General features: G+C 40.1%; 19 protein-coding genes. 16 read left to right on the top strand and 3 right to left on the bottom strand.

Annotation, left to right across the window (positions count from 1 at the left end; translation table 11 throughout):
• Window positions 1-459 precede the first annotated feature (459 nt).
• The 3 genes from PTT44_RS16560 to PTT44_RS16550 all read left to right on the top strand — a co-directional run bounded on the left by PTT44_RS16560 (window position 460) and on the right by PTT44_RS16550 (window position 2,946).
• Window positions 460-1,809 (top strand): aromatic acid/H+ symport family MFS transporter, encoded by a 1,350-nt coding sequence (locus PTT44_RS16560; protein ID WP_168159419.1) that lies wholly within the window; start codon window positions 460-462, stop codon window positions 1,807-1,809.
• Between the two features lie 96 nt (window positions 1,810-1,905).
• Entirely contained in the window at window positions 1,906-2,628 is a 723-nt protein-coding gene (locus PTT44_RS16555) for a hypothetical protein (RefSeq protein ID WP_227555006.1), read from the top strand.
• 6 nt (window positions 2,629-2,634) lie between these two features.
• A complete protein-coding gene (locus PTT44_RS16550; RefSeq protein WP_004695027.1) occupies window positions 2,635-2,946 on the top strand; it encodes an ankyrin repeat domain-containing protein in 312 nt (103 codons plus the stop codon).
• Window positions 2,947-3,004: 58 nt separating this feature from the next.
• Here PTT44_RS16550 and PTT44_RS16545 read toward each other — a convergent pair whose 3' ends face one another.
• Window positions 3,005-3,559: a DJ-1/PfpI family protein gene (locus PTT44_RS16545; protein WP_168159418.1), complete on the bottom strand. Its 555-nt coding sequence runs from the start codon at window positions 3,557-3,559 to the stop codon at window positions 3,005-3,007.
• 325 nt (window positions 3,560-3,884) lie between these two features.
• Here PTT44_RS16545 and PTT44_RS16540 point away from each other — a divergent pair, with 325 nt between their 5' ends.
• The 5 genes from PTT44_RS16540 to hisG all read left to right on the top strand — a co-directional run bounded on the left by PTT44_RS16540 (window position 3,885) and on the right by hisG (window position 8,195).
• Entirely contained in the window at window positions 3,885-5,339 is a 1,455-nt protein-coding gene (locus PTT44_RS16540) for an RNA polymerase factor sigma-54 (protein WP_005400217.1), read from the top strand.
• Between the two features lie 171 nt (window positions 5,340-5,510).
• A complete protein-coding gene (gene hpf / locus PTT44_RS16535; RefSeq protein ID WP_004695021.1) occupies window positions 5,511-5,843 on the top strand; it encodes a ribosome hibernation-promoting factor, HPF/YfiA family in 333 nt (110 codons plus the stop codon).
• A 136-nt stretch (window positions 5,844-5,979) separates the two neighbouring features.
• Window positions 5,980-6,231, top strand: coding sequence for a BolA family iron metabolism protein IbaG (gene ibaG, locus PTT44_RS16530; RefSeq protein ID WP_004695019.1), 252 nt, complete (start codon window positions 5,980-5,982; stop codon window positions 6,229-6,231).
• A 6-nt stretch (window positions 6,232-6,237) separates the two neighbouring features.
• The gene (murA, locus tag PTT44_RS16525; RefSeq protein WP_005400214.1) at window positions 6,238-7,497 is read left to right on the top strand and encodes a UDP-N-acetylglucosamine 1-carboxyvinyltransferase; all 1,260 of its coding nucleotides are present in this window, start codon (window positions 6,238-6,240) and stop codon (window positions 7,495-7,497) included.
• Window positions 7,494-8,195 (top strand): ATP phosphoribosyltransferase, encoded by a 702-nt coding sequence (gene hisG, locus PTT44_RS16520; RefSeq protein ID WP_004984172.1) that lies wholly within the window; start codon window positions 7,494-7,496, stop codon window positions 8,193-8,195. Before murA ends, hisG begins: the two co-directional genes overlap by 4 nt.
• A gap of 74 nt (window positions 8,196-8,269) precedes the next feature.
• Here the strand turns inward: hisG and PTT44_RS16515 are convergent, their stop codons facing one another.
• A complete protein-coding gene (locus PTT44_RS16515) occupies window positions 8,270-8,614 on the bottom strand; it encodes a nuclear transport factor 2 family protein (RefSeq protein WP_168159417.1) in 345 nt (114 codons plus the stop codon).
• A 176-nt stretch (window positions 8,615-8,790) separates the two neighbouring features.
• Here PTT44_RS16515 and hisD point away from each other — a divergent pair, with 176 nt between their 5' ends.
• Both hisD and hisC read left to right on the top strand, forming a co-directional pair.
• Window positions 8,791-10,092 (top strand): histidinol dehydrogenase, encoded by a 1,302-nt coding sequence (gene hisD / locus PTT44_RS16510; RefSeq protein ID WP_168159416.1) that lies wholly within the window; start codon window positions 8,791-8,793, stop codon window positions 10,090-10,092.
• A 174-nt stretch (window positions 10,093-10,266) separates the two neighbouring features.
• Window positions 10,267-11,358 (top strand): histidinol-phosphate transaminase, encoded by a 1,092-nt coding sequence (gene hisC / locus PTT44_RS16505; protein WP_168159415.1) that lies wholly within the window; start codon window positions 10,267-10,269, stop codon window positions 11,356-11,358.
• A 71-nt stretch (window positions 11,359-11,429) separates the two neighbouring features.
• Here hisC and PTT44_RS16500 read toward each other — a convergent pair whose 3' ends face one another.
• Window positions 11,430-12,779: an anthranilate synthase component I family protein gene (locus PTT44_RS16500; RefSeq protein WP_168159414.1), complete on the bottom strand. Its 1,350-nt coding sequence runs from the start codon at window positions 12,777-12,779 to the stop codon at window positions 11,430-11,432.
• A 254-nt stretch (window positions 12,780-13,033) separates the two neighbouring features.
• On the opposite strand from PTT44_RS16500, the gene filA reads away from it, so the two are divergent.
• The 6 genes from filA to filF all read left to right on the top strand — a co-directional run bounded on the left by filA (window position 13,034) and on the right by filF (window position 21,068).
• Window positions 13,034-13,990, top strand: a complete 957-nt coding sequence (gene filA / locus PTT44_RS16495) for a putative pilus system protein FilA (RefSeq protein ID WP_168159413.1) — start codon at window positions 13,034-13,036, stop codon at window positions 13,988-13,990.
• Between the two features lie 186 nt (window positions 13,991-14,176).
• Window positions 14,177-15,010: a putative pilus system C39 family peptidase FilB gene (gene filB, locus PTT44_RS16490; protein ID WP_004695004.1), complete on the top strand. Its 834-nt coding sequence runs from the start codon at window positions 14,177-14,179 to the stop codon at window positions 15,008-15,010.
• A gap of 60 nt (window positions 15,011-15,070) precedes the next feature.
• Window positions 15,071-16,204: a putative pilus system protein FilC gene (gene filC, locus PTT44_RS16485; RefSeq protein ID WP_010325971.1), complete on the top strand. Its 1,134-nt coding sequence runs from the start codon at window positions 15,071-15,073 to the stop codon at window positions 16,202-16,204.
• Window positions 16,205-16,217: 13 nt separating this feature from the next.
• Window positions 16,218-17,882 carry a putative pilus system OmpP1/FadL family transporter FilD gene (filD, locus tag PTT44_RS16480; RefSeq protein WP_159153701.1) on the top strand — a complete coding sequence of 555 codons (1,665 nt, stop codon included), beginning with the start codon at window positions 16,218-16,220 and terminating at the stop codon, window positions 17,880-17,882.
• A 29-nt stretch (window positions 17,883-17,911) separates the two neighbouring features.
• The gene (gene filE, locus PTT44_RS16475; protein ID WP_168159412.1) at window positions 17,912-19,129 is read left to right on the top strand and encodes a putative pilus assembly protein FilE; all 1,218 of its coding nucleotides are present in this window, start codon (window positions 17,912-17,914) and stop codon (window positions 19,127-19,129) included.
• A 19-nt stretch (window positions 19,130-19,148) separates the two neighbouring features.
• Window positions 19,149-21,068: a putative pilus system protein FilF gene (filF, locus tag PTT44_RS16470; RefSeq protein ID WP_168159411.1), complete on the top strand. Its 1,920-nt coding sequence runs from the start codon at window positions 19,149-19,151 to the stop codon at window positions 21,066-21,068.
• The last annotated feature ends 51 nt before the right edge of the window (window positions 21,069-21,119 follow it).

Here is a 21,119-nt window from a genome sequence, read left to right as displayed (position 1 = left end):
TTAACGGTTAGGGGGATTTTTTTATGCTGAAAAGATTAAAATAATATACGAATCAATCGTCTACTTGAGATATATTGTAATTAAATAAAAAAACTAAATAGTCGTAATTATTATTTAAATGAACCTTTCTATACTTATTTTTCTTTTTTACTATGAGTTAATTTTTACTATCAACTAAATACTATATTTGTATCTAATTTAAATTAGGCCTTTATTGTTAATTATTATTTTATTTCATATCAAAAAGCCAAGTTGTTAATGGTTGGTTTTATTTATTTTTAATGCGAATTAAATCACTTATTTAGACTAATGTTGAATTTTTATATCACTATAAATTGTGTAAATATAACACCAAATTACTTTGGTGAATGACTTCTGTTTGGGCTGAATTAGCACATTATAAAAACTGAAGGGCGCTAGTTAAAGTGCAATGAAACAATAGCTCATAGGAGGTGAATAATGTCAGTTAAAGCAGTTAATGTGAATGATATTATTGATCGTGCAAAATTTTCGGGTTTCCATTTTCAAGTTGTTGCTTGGTGTTTACTAATTATTTTATTTGATGGTTATGACTTGGCAATTAATGGTGTGGTATTACCATTATTAATGGAAGACTGGGGCTTAAGTGCTGTGCAGGCAGGTATGCTTGCCAGTACTGCCCTAGCAGGCATGATGTTTGGTGCAATGATATTCGGCTCTTTGGCGGATAAAATTGGCCGTAAAAAAGTCATTATGATCTGTATTGTACTTTTTAGCGGGCTTACCTGTGCAGGTGGTTTTGCATCAAATCCAACGGAATTTGCGGTTTTACGTTTCCTTGCAGGACTTGGAATTGGTGGGGTAATGCCAAACCTTGTTGCGCTGACATCTGAGTATGCACCACAAAAAATGCGTAGTACTTTGGTGACTACGATGTTTAGTGGTTATGCCGTGGGTGGTGTAATGGCTGCATTGCTAGGTGTGTGGTTTACTCCAAGTTTTGGTTGGCAAATTATGTTCTTTATTGCAGGTATTCCTTTGTTGTTATTACCTGTTATTTGGAAGTTTTTGCCCGAGTCTTTGACTTTTATTGTGCAACAAAACCGTCAGGCGGAAGCACGTAAAATTGTTCGTCGTTTAGCACCAACGGTGACAGTAAAAGAAGATACAACTTTTGAGTTGCATCAGGTTGATGTGCCAGAGTCTGCAAATGTTGTGAGCTTATTTAAGCGCGGGCGTGCGATAAATACCTTGTTGTTTTGGCTGGCATTCTTCACCTGTTTACTGACTATGTATGCTTTAAGCAGTTGGTTGCCGAAGTTAATGATGGCAGCAGGCTACTCAATGGACAATAGCTTGATGTTTATGATGGTGATGAATATTGGTGCTGTGATTGGTATTGTGGGTGGAGGGATCTTGGCAGATCGCTTCCATTTGAAACCTGTGCTGATGTGCTTGGGGATGATGGGTGCTGTTGTGATGAGCTTGATGGGCTTCCAATCGAATCAATTCCTTTTATATATTTTAGTATTCTTGGCGGGTGCTGCATCCATTGGTTCGCAAATGCTGCTTTATAGCTATGTTGCTCAGTACTACCCGCTTGCTGTTCGTTCAACTGGGATCGGGTGGTCGTCTGCGATTGGCCGTATGGGTGCAATCATTGGACCAATTTTAATCGGGAGTTTGTTGGGAATGAATTTGCCAGCGCACTTTAACTTTATTGCAGTGGGTTTGCCTGTGTTGATTACTGCTATTGCGGTTGCTCTGATTATGCATGATAGTGACAGCGATAAGATTGATCTTAAAGACGCGTCTATAGCTAAAGCATAAGTTGTGATTCCTTAAAAAGAAAAGCCTCCGAAAGGAGGCTTTTTTTATCTAGTAGATGTATATTATTGATTATAAATATTAAGTATTATTGAAATTATGATCGAGGATTATTTTAAACCTTTAGCTTTGCAGACAGATTTAGGATTGGGGGCAACAGCGGATTCTTTCTATTATGCGGCACAGGCACTAGATGATAATCAAGATACAAAATATGGTTTTGGTATCGGTGGAGGTAAATTACCAATTCTATATCTTTATAGGCATTCGATTGAACTATATCTAAAATCAGCAATTACTCTCATATATAAGATCAGTTTTAAAAAATCAAAAACTGGAAATGATGATTTCCCAAAATTAGTTGAAAATGGTAAAGAGAAAAAAATATTTAATGTCCATTCAATTAAAACTTTATTTGAAAATTTTTTAATTATTTTAGAAAATAACCGTGATTCTATAGATAGTAGAACAGGATATAACTGGTTTGATATTCCTGAAGAAATACCTATATTAATTAATAAATTAGAAGAATATGATAGTAATTCAACTATGTTTAGATATCCTATTAGTATGGATAAAAATTTAGATTATCAAAAATCTACTTTTAAAAAATGTAATCTTGTTAAAGGAAAAACTCCAAAAGAGTCGAAAAGTGAATCAAAATCTAAGATTTTCTTACTTGTCCATAATGGGAACGATGAAATCATCGAATCATACGTAAGCGATAATGAAGTGTTAAGTGAGATTCATGAAGTTCTAAAAGAGTTATCTGAACAGTTATCAGGATTACACTTTGGTCTGAAATTCGATTTAATTAGGTAACTTATTATGAAACTCAACTCATTCTCTCCAATTCCTGAAAACGATGATGAACTGCATTTACCTGAATTGGTGTATTGGGCGTCTTTAGGTGAACTCGCTGAAGTAGAAAAAAGTCTCGCCAATGGTGTAGATGTGAACTCTACTGATGATGAAGGTTATAGCGCCCTCCAAGCGGCGGCTGAAAATGGCTATCTAGATGTGGTGAAACTACTGGTTGAAAAAGGTGCGAATGTCCACTACAAAGGTGAGTACACAGCGCTTCAACTGGCTGAAATGGCAGAACAAGTAGAAATTATTGAATATTTAAAAAGTCTGTAACTTTTATAATGAATAAAAGAGCCTGATCAATATCAGGCTCTTTTTATTTTATGGCATCTTAAATGGACGAATTAGATTCAAGTTCTTTCAATATCGCTTGATTAAAAGCGGGAAGATCCTCTGGACTACGTAAGCTGATGAGCGTCCAGCCACCTACTTTACATTTGTGAACGGCTTCATCGACCCATACAGCACCTGCATTTTCCAGATCGAGTCGTATACTTTGATGCGAAGTCAGATGTTTAGCTTGAATCCGCTCAGCATTAATCAAAACCCAAGGCGCATGACTAATCACAGCTATTGGTTTGGCTTGGTTGCTAAAACTTTGGATAATTTCGAGCGCTTTAGGATGGTGGCGTAATAGATCTACATTAACTGCACCGCCGGGGATAATCAGCAAGTCGTAGTCTTCATAATGAACATGATCCAAATCGACGTCTGGAGGATAGCTTGCTGCCGATTCCGAGTCCATTTTGACAGTTCGAACATCTTGAGCTTCAATCGCGGCATGAATACATTCTATGCCTTTGGACTGTAGAAAATGGAGAGGCTGAATTAGCTCATCATGCTCTACAGCTACATTTGAGGTTATGAACAATACTTTTTGAGTCATGTAAATCACCTAAAAAATGTCTATGCTTTAGCCTAACAAAGCAGAATAATCCTGATGTTTTGATTTAACAGACTCTTGTAAGTAAGTGAAAGTAGCTGAAGCAATCTTTCGTGTAACTCTGGACTGTGTGAAGGTTTTAATGAGCCTTTTCAATAATTGATATGCATTAATACATCCATAAAATCTAAAACTAGGTAGGAAATGAAAAACAATCTGCTCAAAAAATGTAGGTTTTTTGAATTTTATATGCTATAAAAAATAAAACGGCACAAAAATTGCTTATAAAGCGTGCTTTAAAAATAGTTGTATTGATGAGTAGAGTTTTATGAAGTTATCGGTTGGATTGAAAGTTTCGAACTCTTTGTCGTTAACCCCCCAATTACAACAAGCTATTCGATTGCTTCAATTGTCGAGCCTTGAACTTGAACAAGAAATTCAGATTCAACTCGACAGCAATCCACTCTTAGAAAAAGTAGAAGAACAGTCATCTATCGAAAGCTTATCCAGTGTGCAAGAGCAAGAACAGGATAAGAAGGATTTAACCAACGAACTCAACGCCGACCATTTACCCGATGATTTACCCGTCGATACCGACTGGGATGATGTTTACACCCATCAACCGACCAGTTTGGGCGCAGCAGAATTTGAAGAACGAGAAGATAATCGCCAAGGTCATTTGGGCTTAAAAGAGCATATGCTCGAGCAAATCAATCTGTTGCATTTTTCGCAAGTAGATATGTTGATTGCTTATTGCATTATTGACTCTTTGGACGATAAAGGTTTTTTAGACAGTGATATTTCAGAAATAACGACTTCAGTTCAACATCTTTTAACAAGCATGGACTATGACGATGAAGTTGAAGATGACGAAGTGGTTGTGGTGCTCAAGCATATTCAGCGTTTAGACCCACTTGGCGTTGGGGCGCGGAATCTTGCAGAGTGTTTAATGGTGCAGTTGGAAGCCTTACCAATGCAGACCGCTTGTCGAAATGATGCCATGAATCTGCTGAAAAATTATGAACTATTGATCAGCAATGAGCTGGCGAAACTGATTAAACAAACGGGTTTAAATCAAGAGCAGCTCAAGTGTGCGGTTGATTTATTGAAAACGCTAAAAGCGCACCCGGGTCTTGAGTTTGAAGATAAAGACTCGGATTATCAAATTCCTGATGTCGTGGTAATGAAGAAAAACGAACAATGGCAAGTGGCTTTAAATCCTGATGTGATGCCGAAACTTCGTGTGAACTCGTTTTATGCCAATATGATTAAGCGTGCTGATCAAAGTGAAGATAATCAATACTTACGTAATCAAATGTTGGATGCGAAGAACTTTATTAAAAGTGTCGATGAACGCCATAAAACTTTACTGAAAGTGGCGACGTGTATCATTGAACATCAGCGTGCATTTTTAGAAATTGGTGCTGAAGGGATGAAGCCTTTGGTACTTCGGGATATTGCAGAAGAAGTTGAATTGCATGAGTCGACCGTCTCTCGGGTGACCACCAATAAATATATGCTGACGCCGCGCGGCTTGTTCGAGTTGAAATATTTCTTTTCAAGCCATGTGGGGACTACTTCAGGCGGTGAAGCATCTTCAACTGCAATTCGTGCCAAGATTAAAAAATTGATTGCTGAAGAGAATGCACGTAAGCCTTTGTCTGATAACGCAATTGCCAATCTGTTAAAGGACGATGGAATTGATGTAGCGCGTCGGACAGTGGCAAAGTATCGCGAATCGTTACATATTCCGTCATCTTCTGAACGAAAAGTCTTGATCTAAAATTTAAAATCTGACTATTCTAGAGGTTCATTATGACAACATAATGAACCTCTTTTTTCTTTAAGGAATAGCGAAAATGATTTGATGTTTCTATGCGCGCTGGTTATTTTGCAGTCATTAAATCGTCTTAGCTTTTCCTCATTAATCCTAATGAAGGTGAGGGATAGATATATGCAAATAACAATTCGTGGACATCATTTGAGCATTACCCCAGCTATTGAAGATACCATTCGCTGCAAATTTGCAGAAATGACCAAGCATATTGATCAGGTGAACAGTATGCAGGTGAAATTAACCAAGGATCATCAGGTCGATAAACATACTAAAAAAGGCAGTAGCAATCATATTGCAGAAGCAATTATCCGTTTGCCGGGCATTGAATTTTTTGCTCAGGCTTCAGCAGATGATATGTATACGTCGATTAAAAAATTATCAGAAAAACTAAAAAGACAGCTCGATAAGCACCGTAAAATGCAGCAAGTTTACCAACCGATCGCCATTTAGTTTGATTTTTATGCAAAAAGAGGTTTTTTAAAACCTCTTTTTTTATATATAAAGTGTGCGGGTTTATGATTTATTTTTCAGATTTATAGTAAAATGGCAGGTTTTTACACCGTTGGTCCTATAAGAGGTCTTTGTGATGAATAGTGAACAGCTCACTGAAATTTTAAAAGCTGCTTTTCCTGAAGCTGAAGTTGCAGTTAGTGGGCAAGGCGGAAAGTTTGACTTACGTATTGTCGACGACCAATTCGAAGGCAAACGTCCTGTTGCACGTCAGCAAGCTGTTTATGCACCATTAAATTCTTATATCGCAAGTGGCGAAGTGCATGCGGTGACTATTCGTGCAATGACTAAAGAAGAATGGCGTAAAGCAAGCTTATTCGGAGCTTAAAATTAGATGGATAAATTTTTAATTCAAGGTGGCACGAAGCTCGAAGGCGAAGTTCGTATTTCGGGTGCTAAAAATGCTGCCTTGCCGTTGCTTGCAGCAATGATTTTGCCTGAAACTCCAACCAAGCTCACCAACGTGCCGCATTTAAAAGATGTAAATACCTTGGTGCAGTTGATTGGTGGTCTAGGCATTACCATGACCTACGAAGGCGACACGGTTACTGCGGATACATCAACACTGGACAATCAGTTTGCACCGTATGAGTTGGTGAAAACCATGCGTGCATCTATTTTAGTGCTGGGCCCATTGGTGGCGCGCTATGGTAGTGCAAAAGTGTCTTTGCCGGGTGGATGTGCGATTGGCTCGCGCCCAGTCGATCAACACTTAAAAGCTTTAGAAGCTTTAGGTGCAGAGATTGAAGTTGAAGCGGGTTATGTACATGCCAAAGTTGATGGCCGTCTGAAAGGTGGCGAAGTCATTTTTGATATGGTGACCGTGGGTGGTACCGAAAATATCTTAATGGCTGCGGCATTGGCAGAAGGTGTGACCACGATTCGTAATGCGGCACGTGAACCTGAAATTACGGACCTTGCGAAAATGTTGATCGCGATGGGTGCAAAAATTGAAGGATTAGACACAGATACCCTAGTGGTCACAGGTGTTGAAAAACTACATGGCTGTGAATATGCTGTGGTTGCTGACCGTATTGAAACAGGTTCGTATTTGGCTGCTGCGGCCATTACCGGAGGTCGTGTAAAAACCACACATACTGATCCAACGTTGATGGAATCGGTCTTAGAAAAGTTTGAAGAAATGGGCGCGGAAGTGACCCGTGGTGATGATTGGATTGAACTGGATATGATGGGTAAACGCCCGAAAGCAGTGAGTTTCCAAACGCTTCCACATCCAGATTTTCCAACTGATATGCAAGCACAAATTATGGCGGTCAATGCTATTGGTCGTGGTTTTGCTACTATTTCTGAAACGATTTTTGAAAACCGTTTTATGCACGTACCTGAATTGTCACGTATGGGTGCCAATATTCAGGTCGAAGGTAATGATGCTGTCGTGACGGGTGTAGAGAAACTTTCTGCAGCACCTGTGATGGCAACAGATTTACGTGCTTCTTTCTCACTGGTGTTAGCTGCACTTGCTGCGGATGGTGAGACGCTGATTGATCGTATCTATCATATTGACCGCGGTTATGAAGATGTCGAAGCGAAATTACAAGGTATAGGCGCCCAAATTAAGCGAGTAAGTTCATGAGCGATATGAGAAACGATGATCCAAATTTTGACGTAATGGGCAATTTTGATCATGGTTTAACATTGGCATTGAGTAAAGGTCGTATTTTAAAAGAAACCCTGCCTTTACTTGAAACGGCTGGAATTAACTTACTGGAAGATCCTGATAAGTCACGAAAGTTAATTTTCCCAACCACCCATAAACAAGTCCGTATTTTAATTTTACGTGCTTCTGACGTACCTACCTATGTGGAAAATGGTGCGGCTGATATCGGTGTTGCGGGCAAAGACGTGCTTATGGAACATGGCGCGCAAAACGTTTATGAACCGCTCGATTTAAAAATCGCAGTATGTAAACTGATGACCGCGGGAAAAGTTGGTATGGAACGTCCAAAAGGGCGTTTAAAAATTGCCACTAAATACGTAAACTTAACCCGTCAGTACTATGCAAGCTTAGGTGAGCAAGTCGATGTGATTAAGTTGTACGGTTCAATGGAGCTTGCACCGTTGGTGGGTTTGGGCGATTACATTGTTGACGTGGTCGATACTGGGAATACTTTACGTGCCAATGGTTTAGAACCTTTGGAAGAAATTTGTAAAGTGTCTTCACGTCTGATCGTGAACAAGGCAAGTTTCAAACGTAAGCAAGCATTGTTAAACCCAATTCTTGCACAGTTAGAAACAGCAGTCGCTGAACGTGAAGCGTTAAAAAACAAATAAGTTGATCTTTTTTTTTTAAAGAAACCGCTATCGATGATGGCGGTTTTTTTGTACCTGCTCATTTTTTAATATTTTTATTGGATTGAAATACAATAGGATTGAATTTGGGCCAGTTGATTCAAATTGTTAAAATTATAGACATCACAAGCAGAAATTCGCGATGTCTGCTGGGTGTCATGAAATTGCGCTTCACCTTGAACAATCACATGATGACCCGTTTCATGAATTGCTTGAATATGGAACTCATGCGCGACCGTCGTAAAATAATGTTCGATAGATTGGCAATGCTTCAGCACTTGATCAAAACCTGAAAGCCGTTTTTCACCCACAATTTCCCATGTAATGGTTTCTGAAAAATGCTGTTGGATTCGGCTAAATTGCCCCGTTGAAAAGCATATGGCTATGTCCGTGAGGGTCATTTTGTTTTGCCTGTTTTTTAGTCATGTTTAATGATTCTAGTTTAAAAATATTGAATCAGATTCATTTCCCGATGAAGTTAAAAGTAATTTTTCATTACACTCCGTGTTTAGCTGGAGGATTGTTGCCCACAAAATACAGGAAACAAGGTAAACTAAAGCTTCCCTTTATTTTCATTGTGGATAAATTGATGCGACGTTTATCGACTCAAGATCAGAACTTTAAACAAGTCTTTGCTGATTTGTTGGCTTTTGAAACCGTGAGTGACCCAGAACTTTTAAAAACCGTAGATCAAATCATCGCTGATGTTCGTCAGCATGGTAATGCTCATGTTCTTAAACTCACTCAACAGTTCGATCGACATCCCGCGCATCAATTCTCCGATTTAGAACTGACTCAAGAACAATTAAAAACCGCTTTTGAGGGTTTGAGTACCGAAGTCCGCGAGGCGTTAGAGCTTGCTGCAAACCGCATTCGTGAGTTTCACCAAGCGCAAAAACAAGAAGGCTGGATCTATGTGGATGCCTTGGGGAACACACTTGGGCAAAAAGTAACGCCTTTAGATCGCGTTGGTATTTATGTACCTGGTGGTTTGGCATCTTATCCGTCTTCTGTACTGATGAATGCTGTACCTGCGCATGTGGCGGGTGTACCTGAAATTATTATGGTCGTGCCTGCACCGAATGGTGAGTTGAATCCTTTGGTATTAGCAGCCGCTTATTTGGCTGGTGTCAGCCGTGTCTTTACCATTGGTGGGGCACAAGCGGTTGCGGCTTTAGCCTATGGTACAGAAACGATTCCAGCGGTAGATAAGATTACAGGGCCGGGCAACCGTTTTGTCGCGGCTGCGAAACGTGCAGTATTCGGTCAAGTCGGTATCGACATGATTGCAGGGCCGTCTGAAATCTTAGTTTATGCCGAAGGCGTGAATAGCGCAGAATGGCTGGCAATGGATTTATTGTCCCAAGCTGAACACGATACTGTGGCACAAGCAGTGTTTATTACACCAGATGAGCAGTTGTTAAATGAAGTAGAACTCGCTATTGAAGCGCATTTACAAGCTTTACCTAAGGCGGAGATTGCGCGTACATCGATTGCCAATCGTGGCGCATTAGTGCTTGTGAAAGACCGCGCTGAAGCAGTTGAGCTGATTAATCAAGTTGCCCCTGAGCATTTAGAGCTTTGCTTAGATGAAGCACAGGAAATGGCTGAAGATATTCGCCATGCAGGCGCAATCTTTATGGGGCGTTATACGCCAGAAGCGATTGGCGACTATTGTGCAGGGCCCAACCACGTTTTGCCAACTTCAGGTACAGCACGCTTTTCCTCGCCGCTGGGTGTATATGATTTCCAAAAGCGTTCAAGTTTGATTATGTGCTCTGAGCAAGGTGTGAAAACTTTGGCGAAAACCGCGGATATCTTAGCGCAACAAGAAAACTTAGATGCCCATGCGCGTTCGGCACGTTATCGTTATCAATAATATAAATTTAGATCCCTCATTTGTTCAGTAATGAATGTTCCTCTCCCTATGGGAGAGGTTAGGAGAGGGGAAAATATTTAATTCAGTTTGGGACATCATAAACCTCTCCCAAACCCTCTCCTAGAAGGAGAGGGCTTATATAAAAGTAAGTTGAGTGCATAAATGAGATAGACAATGTTTAACATTACTACAGAACAAATGCGTTTTTGGAGTCCTGAAGTACGTGCATTAGAACCGTATGTGCCAGGCGAACAACCGAAAATTCAAAATTTATTGAAGCTCAATACCAACGAAAACCCATATCCACCCTCACCAAAAGTGGTGGAAGCTGTTCAAGCAGTCTTGGCAAACTCAGCAGATGTACTGCGTTTATATCCAGATCCAGATGCTTCTGCGTTAAAGCAGGCGATTGCGAAACAACAAAATGTTGTTGTTGAAAATGTCTTTGTTGGCAATGGTTCAGATGAGGTCTTAGCGCATATTTTTAAAGCTTTTTTTGTGCAAGAGCTGCCTGTACTTTACCCCGATATTACCTATAGCTTCTATCCTGTTTATAGCCAATTCTTTGGGGTCAAAACCAAAATTTTACCACTCAATGATGACTTTGAAATTGTGGTGGATGACTATAAACAAGCCAATGGCGGCATTATTATCACCAATCCAAATGCACCAACCAGTATTGATATTGGTTTAGCTGCAATAGAAGCAGTGCTTCAGGCCAATCCAAATTCAGTGGTGGTGATTGATGAAGCTTATGTCGACTTTGGTGCTGAATCGGCAGTCAGTTTGGTGGAAAAATATGAGAACTTGGTGGTGTGCCAAACCACGTCTAAGTCTCGCTCACTGGCGGGTTTACGTGTTGGTTTTGCGATTGCTCAACCGCATTTGATTGCGGCACTTGAAGCGGTGAAGAATAGTTTTAACTCTTATCCAATGGACCGTTTTGCGATAGCTGCTGCGGTCGCTTCATTTGAAGATCAAGCTTATTTCGAAGCACAAAATCAAAAAGTAATTCAAAGCCGTGAACATTTGGTTGAACAATTGACCGCACTGGGCTTTAACGTTTTGCCATCAAGTGCCAACTTTATCTTTGCATCATTACCTAGCAAAGATGCAGGTGAATTAGCGGCTGAATTACGTGAACAAGGCATTATTGTGCGTTATTTCAATAAACCGCGTATTAACCAGTTTTTACGTATCACGGTTGGAACTGATGAACAAAATCAACGCTTAGTCGATACATTGAAAAATGATATTTTAAAATAAACTTTCAACAGTTGTGATCTTTGAAAAGTGAACCTTCACTGATGTGAAGGTTCAATTTTTTATTTTGGTGGTTATTCAGTGTCCGTTTGCACAAAGGTATTGAGTAAATTAAGCAGTGCTGAGACCTTGTCAAAACATTCTTGGTATTCAGCCTCGTACTCTGATGCAATAGTGATTCCACCGCCAGCCCAAAGCGAAACCTCATCTTGGAATTTTTGAATAGAACGAATCAGAATGTTCCAAGAACCCGTACCATCGAAATTAAAATAACCCATTGAGCCACAGTACGCTCCGCGTGGTGCACCTTCGAGTTCTTTAATAATCTGCATTGCTCGAATTTTAGGTGCACCTGTAATAGACCCGCCAGGTAGCGCAGAGAGCAGCACATGAAAGGGATGAACTTCTGCTTTCAGTGTTGCTTCGACTTCGCTGACCATATGATGGACTTGATTAAAGCTTTCAATATTAAACAGTTTAGGCGTTTTGACTGAGCCAGTTTCTGCGTAAACACTCAAGTCATTACGCAGTAGATCGACAATCATCACATTTTCAGCTTGGTCTTTTTCCGAATCCATTAAGCGTTGTTTAGATTGTTCATCTAAGACTGGATCAGCATAGCGCGGCATGGTGCCTTTAATCGGTTTGGTAATGATTTTTCGATGAGCTTGAAAATCAATAAACAACTCGGGTGAACAACTTAAGAGTTCAAAATCATCGCTACGGAGATACCCCGAGTAAGGTGTATCGGTCAATTGCCAAAATTCTTCGATTGCACTTAGGAGTTGACCGTGTGCCTTGGCAGTGAACTCTTGTGTCAGATTGATTTGATAGCAATCCCCAGCTTTGATGTATTCCTGTACCTGCTGAAAGGCTTGTTTGTATTCGGTTTCAGTCCAACGTGCTTGGCAGATCGACTCAAGTTTGAGTGGATGGGGTAAGGCCGATGGTTGTAATAAATACGATTTAATTTTGAGATAAATACGTTCCGCTTGTGAATCACTACTGCAAAATAGCCAGCCTGCATCAGTCCATTGTAGATAACTGCTGTATAAACCTAAAAATAGGCTTGGCTGTGGCTTAATTTGAACAGGAACGTGTTGCTGGGCGGCATAATCATAACTGACGAATCCAATGAGTCCGCCACTAAAAGATGCTTCTTTTTGTTCTGAGTTTGGCTGAATATTACTGGAAATGTCTATTTCTTTGTCATCGTGGATGTAACAAAAATCCTGAGTGCGTTGAAAGAAAAAGTGCTGGTTTTTTTGAAAAACTTGATAACGCTCGGGTAAAAAAGCAATGACAGGTGCATCGACATTTTGTAAATAGACTAACTGTGTGAGCTCATTCAATGCCTGTAGTATATGAGATACAGAGAGGCTTGAATCACAAATTATCTTTTTAAATGATTGGCTTAGAGTCATGCTGACGCAAATAGGATTAAAAAATTCAGGCTATTTTACCTCATTGTACGTGTACGTATAGAGGAAATACCGTTTATCGGTAAGCTATGGATTGCGACCAACAGCAGTTGATCAAAAAATCACTCGCATATAACTTAGTTCAGGCAATGAAGTCACTCAAGGATAGATGTTAATACTGGGTCAAAATAAAAAAAGCAGTAGTTAACATCGAGTGATTGGTATCACAAAAATAAAGCTCTTAGGAGAGGAACAAGATGAAAATTATTACTAAACTTGCTTTAGTTTCTTCAATGGCAATCAGTGCAAATGCGATGGCAATGCAAGCAATGGATGACGCTTCGCTCAGTGCCGCTACAGGTCAAGATGGTCTAAATATCGGTATCGGTATTTCTAAAATCGAAATTGGTAAGGTTTTTGTTCATGATAATGATGGTTTAGCGACTACATCTCTAGGTGGTACTTCAACTGCTGGTGCTATCGTTATCCAAGGTAATGGTATAGCGGGTGATACGCTGGAAAATCACGGTATTGTTATTGGTGCGAACTATGATAATGCAGGAGCATATTTACTTCCATCTCGTAACTTAGCTGATTTGCAAATTGACACAGATGCAAACGGTGGTAATGCATTTATTAACATTGCAGCTCAAGTTTCAGGTTTAGATATTAAAATTGGTCAAATTGGTGTAGTTGCTTCGGCTGATGTTCCTACAACAGGAGCAACCTCTATCCGTCGTGGTGGTACAGGTACGGTGAATCCGATTTTAAGTGGTTTATCACTGAAAACAGGTCCAATGTCTGCAAACATCCAACTAGGTGCTGCACCGCAAGGCGCAATGATCCAATTAAATGCGACGATGGTTGGTGGTTTAGAAATTAAAAACTTAGGTATTTTAGATAATTCAACTAAAACAGCAACGCGTGCTGCAGGCGAAATCTTTGTTGAAAGCATTAAAGTTGCAGATGCAAATTCTCTAGACTTAACACTGAATCAAAAAATTAGTGTGATTGGTGAAGAGGGTGCGAATAAGGGCTATATTCGTATGATTAGCACAAGTGGCGCGCACGATACTTATGTTAAAGGTGTACATTTGGGTAGCCGTAATGCTGCATCTATTGGTGATGTAGAAGTTCAAGGTATGCAAACATACTTTAGTCCTGCTGCAGGAGTGTATACACCAGGTGCTGTGATTACTATCTCTGGTCACTAAAATTAGCCTTTAAGAAAGCGCGTGAATTCACGCGCTTTTTTTCTAAAATTTATTCATAAAAAATGCAAAAAAGACTATTTTTTTTAGATAAAACACAGTATCTTCTTGAATGTATGGATATAGAGTATTAACTCTAAAAACAAAAAATGGGCGGGATGCCTATATTATTAAAAAAAGTAAAAAGCTATGTTAGAGATCGCATTAGGCTCAGCAATGATGTATTACTTTGCCACCGAAGCCTTTGATATTAAGAAAAAACCAGCGGAAGCAGTTTACTATACTGAAGTTTTAGACTCTCGGAATGCATCTTTTACCAGAATGCATCATGAACCTGTCCTAATTAACCCTGCTGTAGAAGATCAATTTCGAGGCATTGTCCGTCAAGCTTATGACTATAGTTGTGGTTCAGCAGCACTGACCACCTTAATCAATGGCTATGTCGGTGCTCAACTTACAGAACAACAAACCATGGATGGCTTGCTTCGCTATGGCGAATATGAGCGAATTATTGAGCGTCGTAGTTTTTCTTTATTGGACATGAAACGCTTTGTGACTGCACTTGGCTTAGAAAGTGGAGGCTACAAGGGGGAATTTGAAGATTTGGTCAAGCAAGGTCAACCTGCCATTGTTCCAATTTCTTATGCTGGTTTTAAGCATTTTGTGGTGTATAAGGGCTATAAAGATGGACGGGTCTATGTTGCAGATCCTGCTTTAGGAAATATTAGTTTTGATGAACAACGTTTCAAGGATGTTTGGGAAAATAACACGTTGTTTTTAATTAATGTTCCGACTGAAATGCGAAAAAATATGTTGGCTTTACAGGAAGCCGATCTGCGACATGTAGATGATGCTACGGTCAATCGCTATGCACTCGTCGATATTCAATATCCGCAACACTATATGGAAAAAATAGCCGATCGTGCATCTACAATTCGCCTAGAGCGTAATAAAAATAAAGAGTCGGAATACTATGGGCAGCCGACGTACAATTTTCTCAGGCTTTATTATAAAAACAAATAAAGTGTGAAAAAAATAAAACAAGAACAAAGGTGTAGCTAAGGGACAATGATGAAGACATGGATGAATAAAACACTGCTCGCAGTGAGTGTGCAGATGATTCTTGGGGTGGCCTATGCTGCGGAAGAACCGAGCTTAGGAGGATATGAAACCGTTGAGGTAGAACAAACTACTGAGCAAGCACAAGATCAAGTTGGGTCGGATCAAACCACTGCGCCCGCACAACCAGAAAAGCCAGCATCTGTAAACACTGGAAGTGTTGAGCAAGCAGCGTCGTCTGCATTGCAACAGCAAGAGGGTGATGCAACTAAAGAGACCAACTTAGAAGAAGTTTTTACCTCAAATGAACGTCAGTATTCATTAATTAAACAAGGTGAGATTTCATCTTATTACGACATCGATTATACCTATTACCGAGATACTCAACTGGATTTAGAGATGGCACAAGGTCAGCTCTATCAACTGCGGGTACAAGAAAATGCAACACACAGTCTAACCAATACCTTTACGGCACAATATGGTTTAAGAGATAACTTAACCTTAACAGCATCATTGCCTTTGGTTGCCAAAACTGACTTATTAAAAGATACCTCTACAGCGGGTCTTGGGGACATTTCCTTTGGTGCACGTTGGGAACCGTTTCCACTCAAAGCTGGCCGTTTGCCTTTAATTTTATTTGGTAACGTATCTACTAAAACTGGGGATAGTCCTTATGAAATTAATGCTACTTCAGACTTAGCAACAGGCAAGGGGTATTATTCAGCAGGTGTTGGGGCAAGTACGCGTAAATATATTGATCCCGTGGTGCTGTTTGCATCGGTCTCTGCAAACTATGGTTTCAAAGAATCGGGCTTAGATCAGCGCCGTGGTAGTCGTGTGATTGAAGCGTTTGAACCAGGGATTAGTGGTGGTTTTGCCTTCGGTTTTGCCTATTCCTTTAACTATGATGTCTCAATGACGATGTCATACCAACAAAGTTTCAATACTGGGGCTGAATTTACTTACAGTTCAGGGGAAAGCTACTCTCCAGCAGATCAAACCAGTTCAACTTTTGCGATTTCTTTAGGTGTACGTGTTTCACCTGAAACGATTGTGAATGGGACGGTTGGCCTTGGTTTAACAGAAGATGCGCCTGATGTTTCATTAGGGTTGTCTTTCCCGTTAGATATTCTTGGTTTTGGAAAAAAGCTTAAATAATAGGGGGAGTCGTATGAAAAATATCCGACTTAGCCCTTTGGTGTCTGCCATATTATTAACGGGCTATTCTAGTGTTACCTTTGCTGCTTTAGGACAAAACTTATCAGTTGATATTCGCTCTTTGGCAATGGGAAATGCGGTCACTGCTGATCCACCTGGGATTAGTGCTATTCACTTTAACCCAGCAGCACTAACCAAAATTGAAGGTTTGCAAACGGATGTGCAGGGTATTCTCGCTGATTTTAATATCGAGCGCGAGTTCTCAGTTCCCGCAGGTTATAACGTATTTGGCTATTCAGATGACCCAATTGTTTGTAATGATGGGCCTGAAGTTGATGCTGATATCTGTACCGACTTTAAAGGGCCTGTCCGCGGTGATGTTGAATACCCGAGCTTATATGTCCCTGGTTTAAAGAAAATGGTGGACTTGGGTAAAGGTATGCCTGTGGCTGCCCCGACTGCGGGTATAGCATATAATCCGCCTGGCTCTAAAATGACGTTTGCAACAGCTATGTATGCGCCATTAATTGCAGGATTCGGTGCGGAAGATGGCAATCCTGGCAATTTTATGGGTCAACAAGTTGCGCTAGAACGGATCACCTATTTATCACCGTCTATGGCCTACCAAATCAATGATCAACTTTCCATTGGTGGTTCAATTGGGATGTCTTATCAAGCTTTGGCATTAAAAAATGATCTACGTTTTCCCAATGAGTTGATTGGGATGCTGCGTATGATTGATGATGTCGTTTGTACCCCGTTCAAAGAAAACTCTGATGTGATTACCGACATTCTCTTGCTGGGAATGTGTAATGCACAAGAGGGTATGAATCCCTTTGGGCGTTTTGGCCAACTCGAACTTTCAGCAGAACAATCTCTGAGTCCAAGCTATAACTTAGGTGTACTGTGGGAGCCGACAGAAGATTTTAGTTTTGGTGTGGTCTACCAAAGTGCCGCAAAAATGCGGATGAAAGGTAAATATCACATAGACAATGCTAAAGCACCACAAGAACTCATTAAGGGATTGATGTCCTCCCCAACAGGGCAGATTCTGGCTGCAGTTTTAGGTTTTCCAAGTTCAGTACCAGCCAGTGAGTCGGGTCTGGTATCAATGGATTTAGAATATCCAGCACATTTCCAAGCGGGTATTAAATATAAACTTTTACCCGATTTACAAGTCAATGTCGATGTAGGTTGGACCGACTATAAAGCATGGGACAAATTTAAATTTGAATTTGACCGTCAAGTTTCGGCGCTCAAAATTGCAAAATTGCTTTCAGCCAATATCTCCGATAGTAGTTTGGCTTTGCCTTTGGCATTTGAGTCACCATGGAACTACGGTATTGGGATTGAATATTCAGCAACAGATCGTTTAAAACTCCGTGCAGGCTATGAGCCACGCACTAGTGCGATCCCTGATGATAAACGGAATACCATGGTACCAATTAACAATGCACGCTTGTTTGGTTTGGGGGTTGGTTATCGTTTTGATGCAGATACTGATTTAGATCTATCCATTGGTTTTTTGCAAAGCCGAGATAAAATTCCTGCAAATTCTAGTAGCTTAGCGAACCAAACTGGGGTAAATAACATTTTATTAAACCCATATGCAGGTTTAAATGTAAAAACAGATACAACCATTACGATTTTAGGGTTGAACTATAGAACACGGTGGTAAGCACATTGAATACAATAAAAAGGATTTTATTGCCCTCATCACTATGCTTATTGGGTTGGATTTCGAATGCAAGTTTTGCGGGGGAGTTTTTTACGATTATTGGTCCAGATGGTAGACCGATGGTGGTACAAGGCAAAGCCAGTGAGCCCCCAGAAAAGCAAGTGAAACAGGGCCGTAAGCAGGAAGAAAAGGGAACGCGTGAAGTCTCTGAGGTCAAAGTACCAGTACTGATGTCCGCACGGGAGTCTGCACCACAGCCGATACAGCCTGTAACCGAAATGAAGGCTCATTTACCAGATACAAAGCCTGCGCCAAAAAAGAAGCTTTCTGCTGAGAAGCAAGTCACTTCTTCTACAGTGATTCAGGCTGAGCGTCCATTAAGCAAAACTGAAACCAAAGTGCTGGTTCAACAAAAAGTGATTGAAACCACTCAGCAGATCCCGCAAGCCCCAGTGAGTAGTACTCAAACCATTAAGTCTGCATCAACGCCTCAAAGCATAACTCATACGGATTTGGTAAGTGCAGAGAAATCAACTGCATTCTCAAGCATGTTTAATCAAATGGATGGAACTGATTACGTTCGCAACGAATATTTAGAAGACCGTGAATTTAACTTAGAAGGCAAACGCCGTTTTTATACCATGCCTGAAGGGGTGATTGATCATAAAACTGGAGCGACTCGTTTTCAGGTCATTGAGCGAGAAAAAGGGGTGAGTAAATCTGTCCTTAACGCTATTTTTAAACCAAAGCAAAAAGAAAATTTGGCACCGATTGCTTTAGCATCGACCTATTACCGAATGTCACAACAAGACACGATCGATAGCTTAGGAAAAAGCTGTTTTAAGGATAAAAAGCTGAAAAAAGCAAAAAGCTTACAAGTCAATCACGATATTAATGTTTGGCCGAAAAAGCCGATCAAAGAAAATTTTGAATTTGAAATTATCAAAGTGGACAGCAATATTCAAAATATTCAATTAAATTCGTATGCATCTACACAAAATGATCCGACATTTTATTGGCCTTTTGCTGTGTTCTTAGACCAAAATGCCTGTGTACTTGAAGGGGTAGGTGGATTTAAAAATGATGAAAACTCACCTTCTATGCTATCGCATGAAATGATCGCAGGTATTTTACATGTACCTGAACAAAGTCATTATTTATTGTTGACACCACTATCTTCTGCTGTAGATGTCGAACATAAAGTTCTAACCAATCACGGTCAGTTAAAATTAATCGCAATTCGCTAAAAATAAATAGAGTATGAAAATGAAAAAACAAATTTTATGGCCATTTACCTTGTCGACATTGGTTGTTGCCTTAGCTGGTTGTGGTGGAGAAAGTGCCAATGTGAATCCGGAGCCGAATCAAGTGAATTCTGTCAACGGAAGCTGTTTGCTGAAAGATAAAAACTGTGTTGAGTTTGCCTTGGATTATCCAGTTGATGGGATTAACTTTGTCTGTAGTAGCGACCCCGATAATACTTATATGACTCTGATGGAGCCGAAAACCAATGCGGCAACAGGCCGATGCTCTGAAGGGGACAAAATTCACTTCTTGTTGACTGGAAGTTCGGATAAACAAGTCGAACTCGGTACCGTTCCTTTGTCTGAAATTGGCAATGTGAGTACGGTTTCAGCTTCACTGCCACGCCTTAGTATTTTAGATATGGCAAAAGGGTTAAATGGTGGAACGGCTGCAACCAGTTTGAGTCCAAATGATAAGACCGTAAAAATTGCGATGGCTTTGGCGAAAATTTTTCAAGCTTTAGGTCTAGAGCGTGGTGCTGGCGTGGCTGGCGATGTACAACCTTTTGGTATTTTAGCCTCTAAAAAAGCAGACTTATCACTCCTCTTGGCATCAATTAGTGCTGAAGATTATGCATCAGGAGCATACGTAGATAAAATCCGGCCATGGATTGATGTCAGTCAAGTCAGCAATGAGGATGCTTTTAAAGTGGTCCAAACATTGGTGCTCATGAATAACTCTGCCACCTATCAAGCGGACTTCCCGATTTTTGCAAATGCTCTATCGGACAAGACAGGGATTGGTTTACCGCAAGGCTTATATGGTTGTAATGCTACAGACTGTAAGACTAGTCCTGCTAATCTTCGTCATTTAATTGGAAGCTTTATTATTCTAACGGATCGACAAGGTTATACCTTTGGTTCAGGTGTACAGTGGCGTGGACCATTAAAAGAACAATTAGGCAGTGATTTGGCAACCAGTGTGACGGTCGATTTACTGAAAAATATTGAACCTGCCAAAATGAATGCTTTAGCACAAACGTCTTGGATTAACCCCTTAACTAAAAGTATTCAGCAACCATTTAAGTTTAATCTGACAGATCCAAATTCGGATGATTTCACCATTACCCAAGGCAAGCTGTTTAATGACTATCTAATTGCAGGGACGGAAAAATTTTATAAGCAATTAACCAAGGATCCAAATGCTAGCCCATCATCCTATGGTTTATGGCAGCAAAATTATGGCACAGATACCTTCAAAGGTTCATTTGATGCCTTTAAAATTTTTCCAATTGGCTATTTAGATAATGATGTATTTAAGTCTAAGAGTAATGTAGCGTCTGGGCAGAAGTATATTTTCCCACTGTATGCCAACTTAATTTTTAAGGGAAAAAACTCTAGTGATAGCGTGGCTTTAGGCATTGCAATTGATGAGTCGGGAGATATTCGTACTGATATGCAGTCCGCTAATAATAAAACGACGGCATGTACACCGCTACTAACAACGGGTGAAACCTTAACGACAGATAACAATCAAGTACAGTACCGAATTGGGACACTGGGTGCGACAGATACTTCAAATAAAGCGGTAACCTTCCGTATCCTCTTGGCAAATCCTATCTTTGATAAAATTGATGGTGCAGTTATTGGCGCAAATACCAATATTGTGAGTGATGTGAATAGTGAAGGAAAACAGACCTCTACAGTGATTGGTGGGGCACGCGTTAATCTCGGTAATTTATTGTCTGCCAATGTTAATGAAAGTGCTTATATTTCCCTCAGTGATTTTTCTGGTGCAGGGGTAAAGTGGACCAATATCTATAAGGCGTATTTGAGTAACTATTATGAAAAAAATGGCATTGCCAATCAAGCAGCCGCAGACTTCCGTGAAGGCGAAGTTTCAATTGAAATTGCTGATTGCTATAAAGTGTTAGCAAAATAATATCGTTGTAAACACAAAAAAAGCCCATCATCGATGGGCTTTTTTTGATAT

Origin of the sequence: Acinetobacter sp. Gutcm_16 (assembly GCF_028649355.1) — a bacterium.
Classification (GTDB): Bacteria; Pseudomonadota; Gammaproteobacteria; order Pseudomonadales; family Moraxellaceae; genus Acinetobacter; species Acinetobacter johnsonii.
The sequence above is the reverse complement of the archived record's forward strand: the minus strand, read 5'-3'. Positions and strand labels throughout refer to the sequence as shown.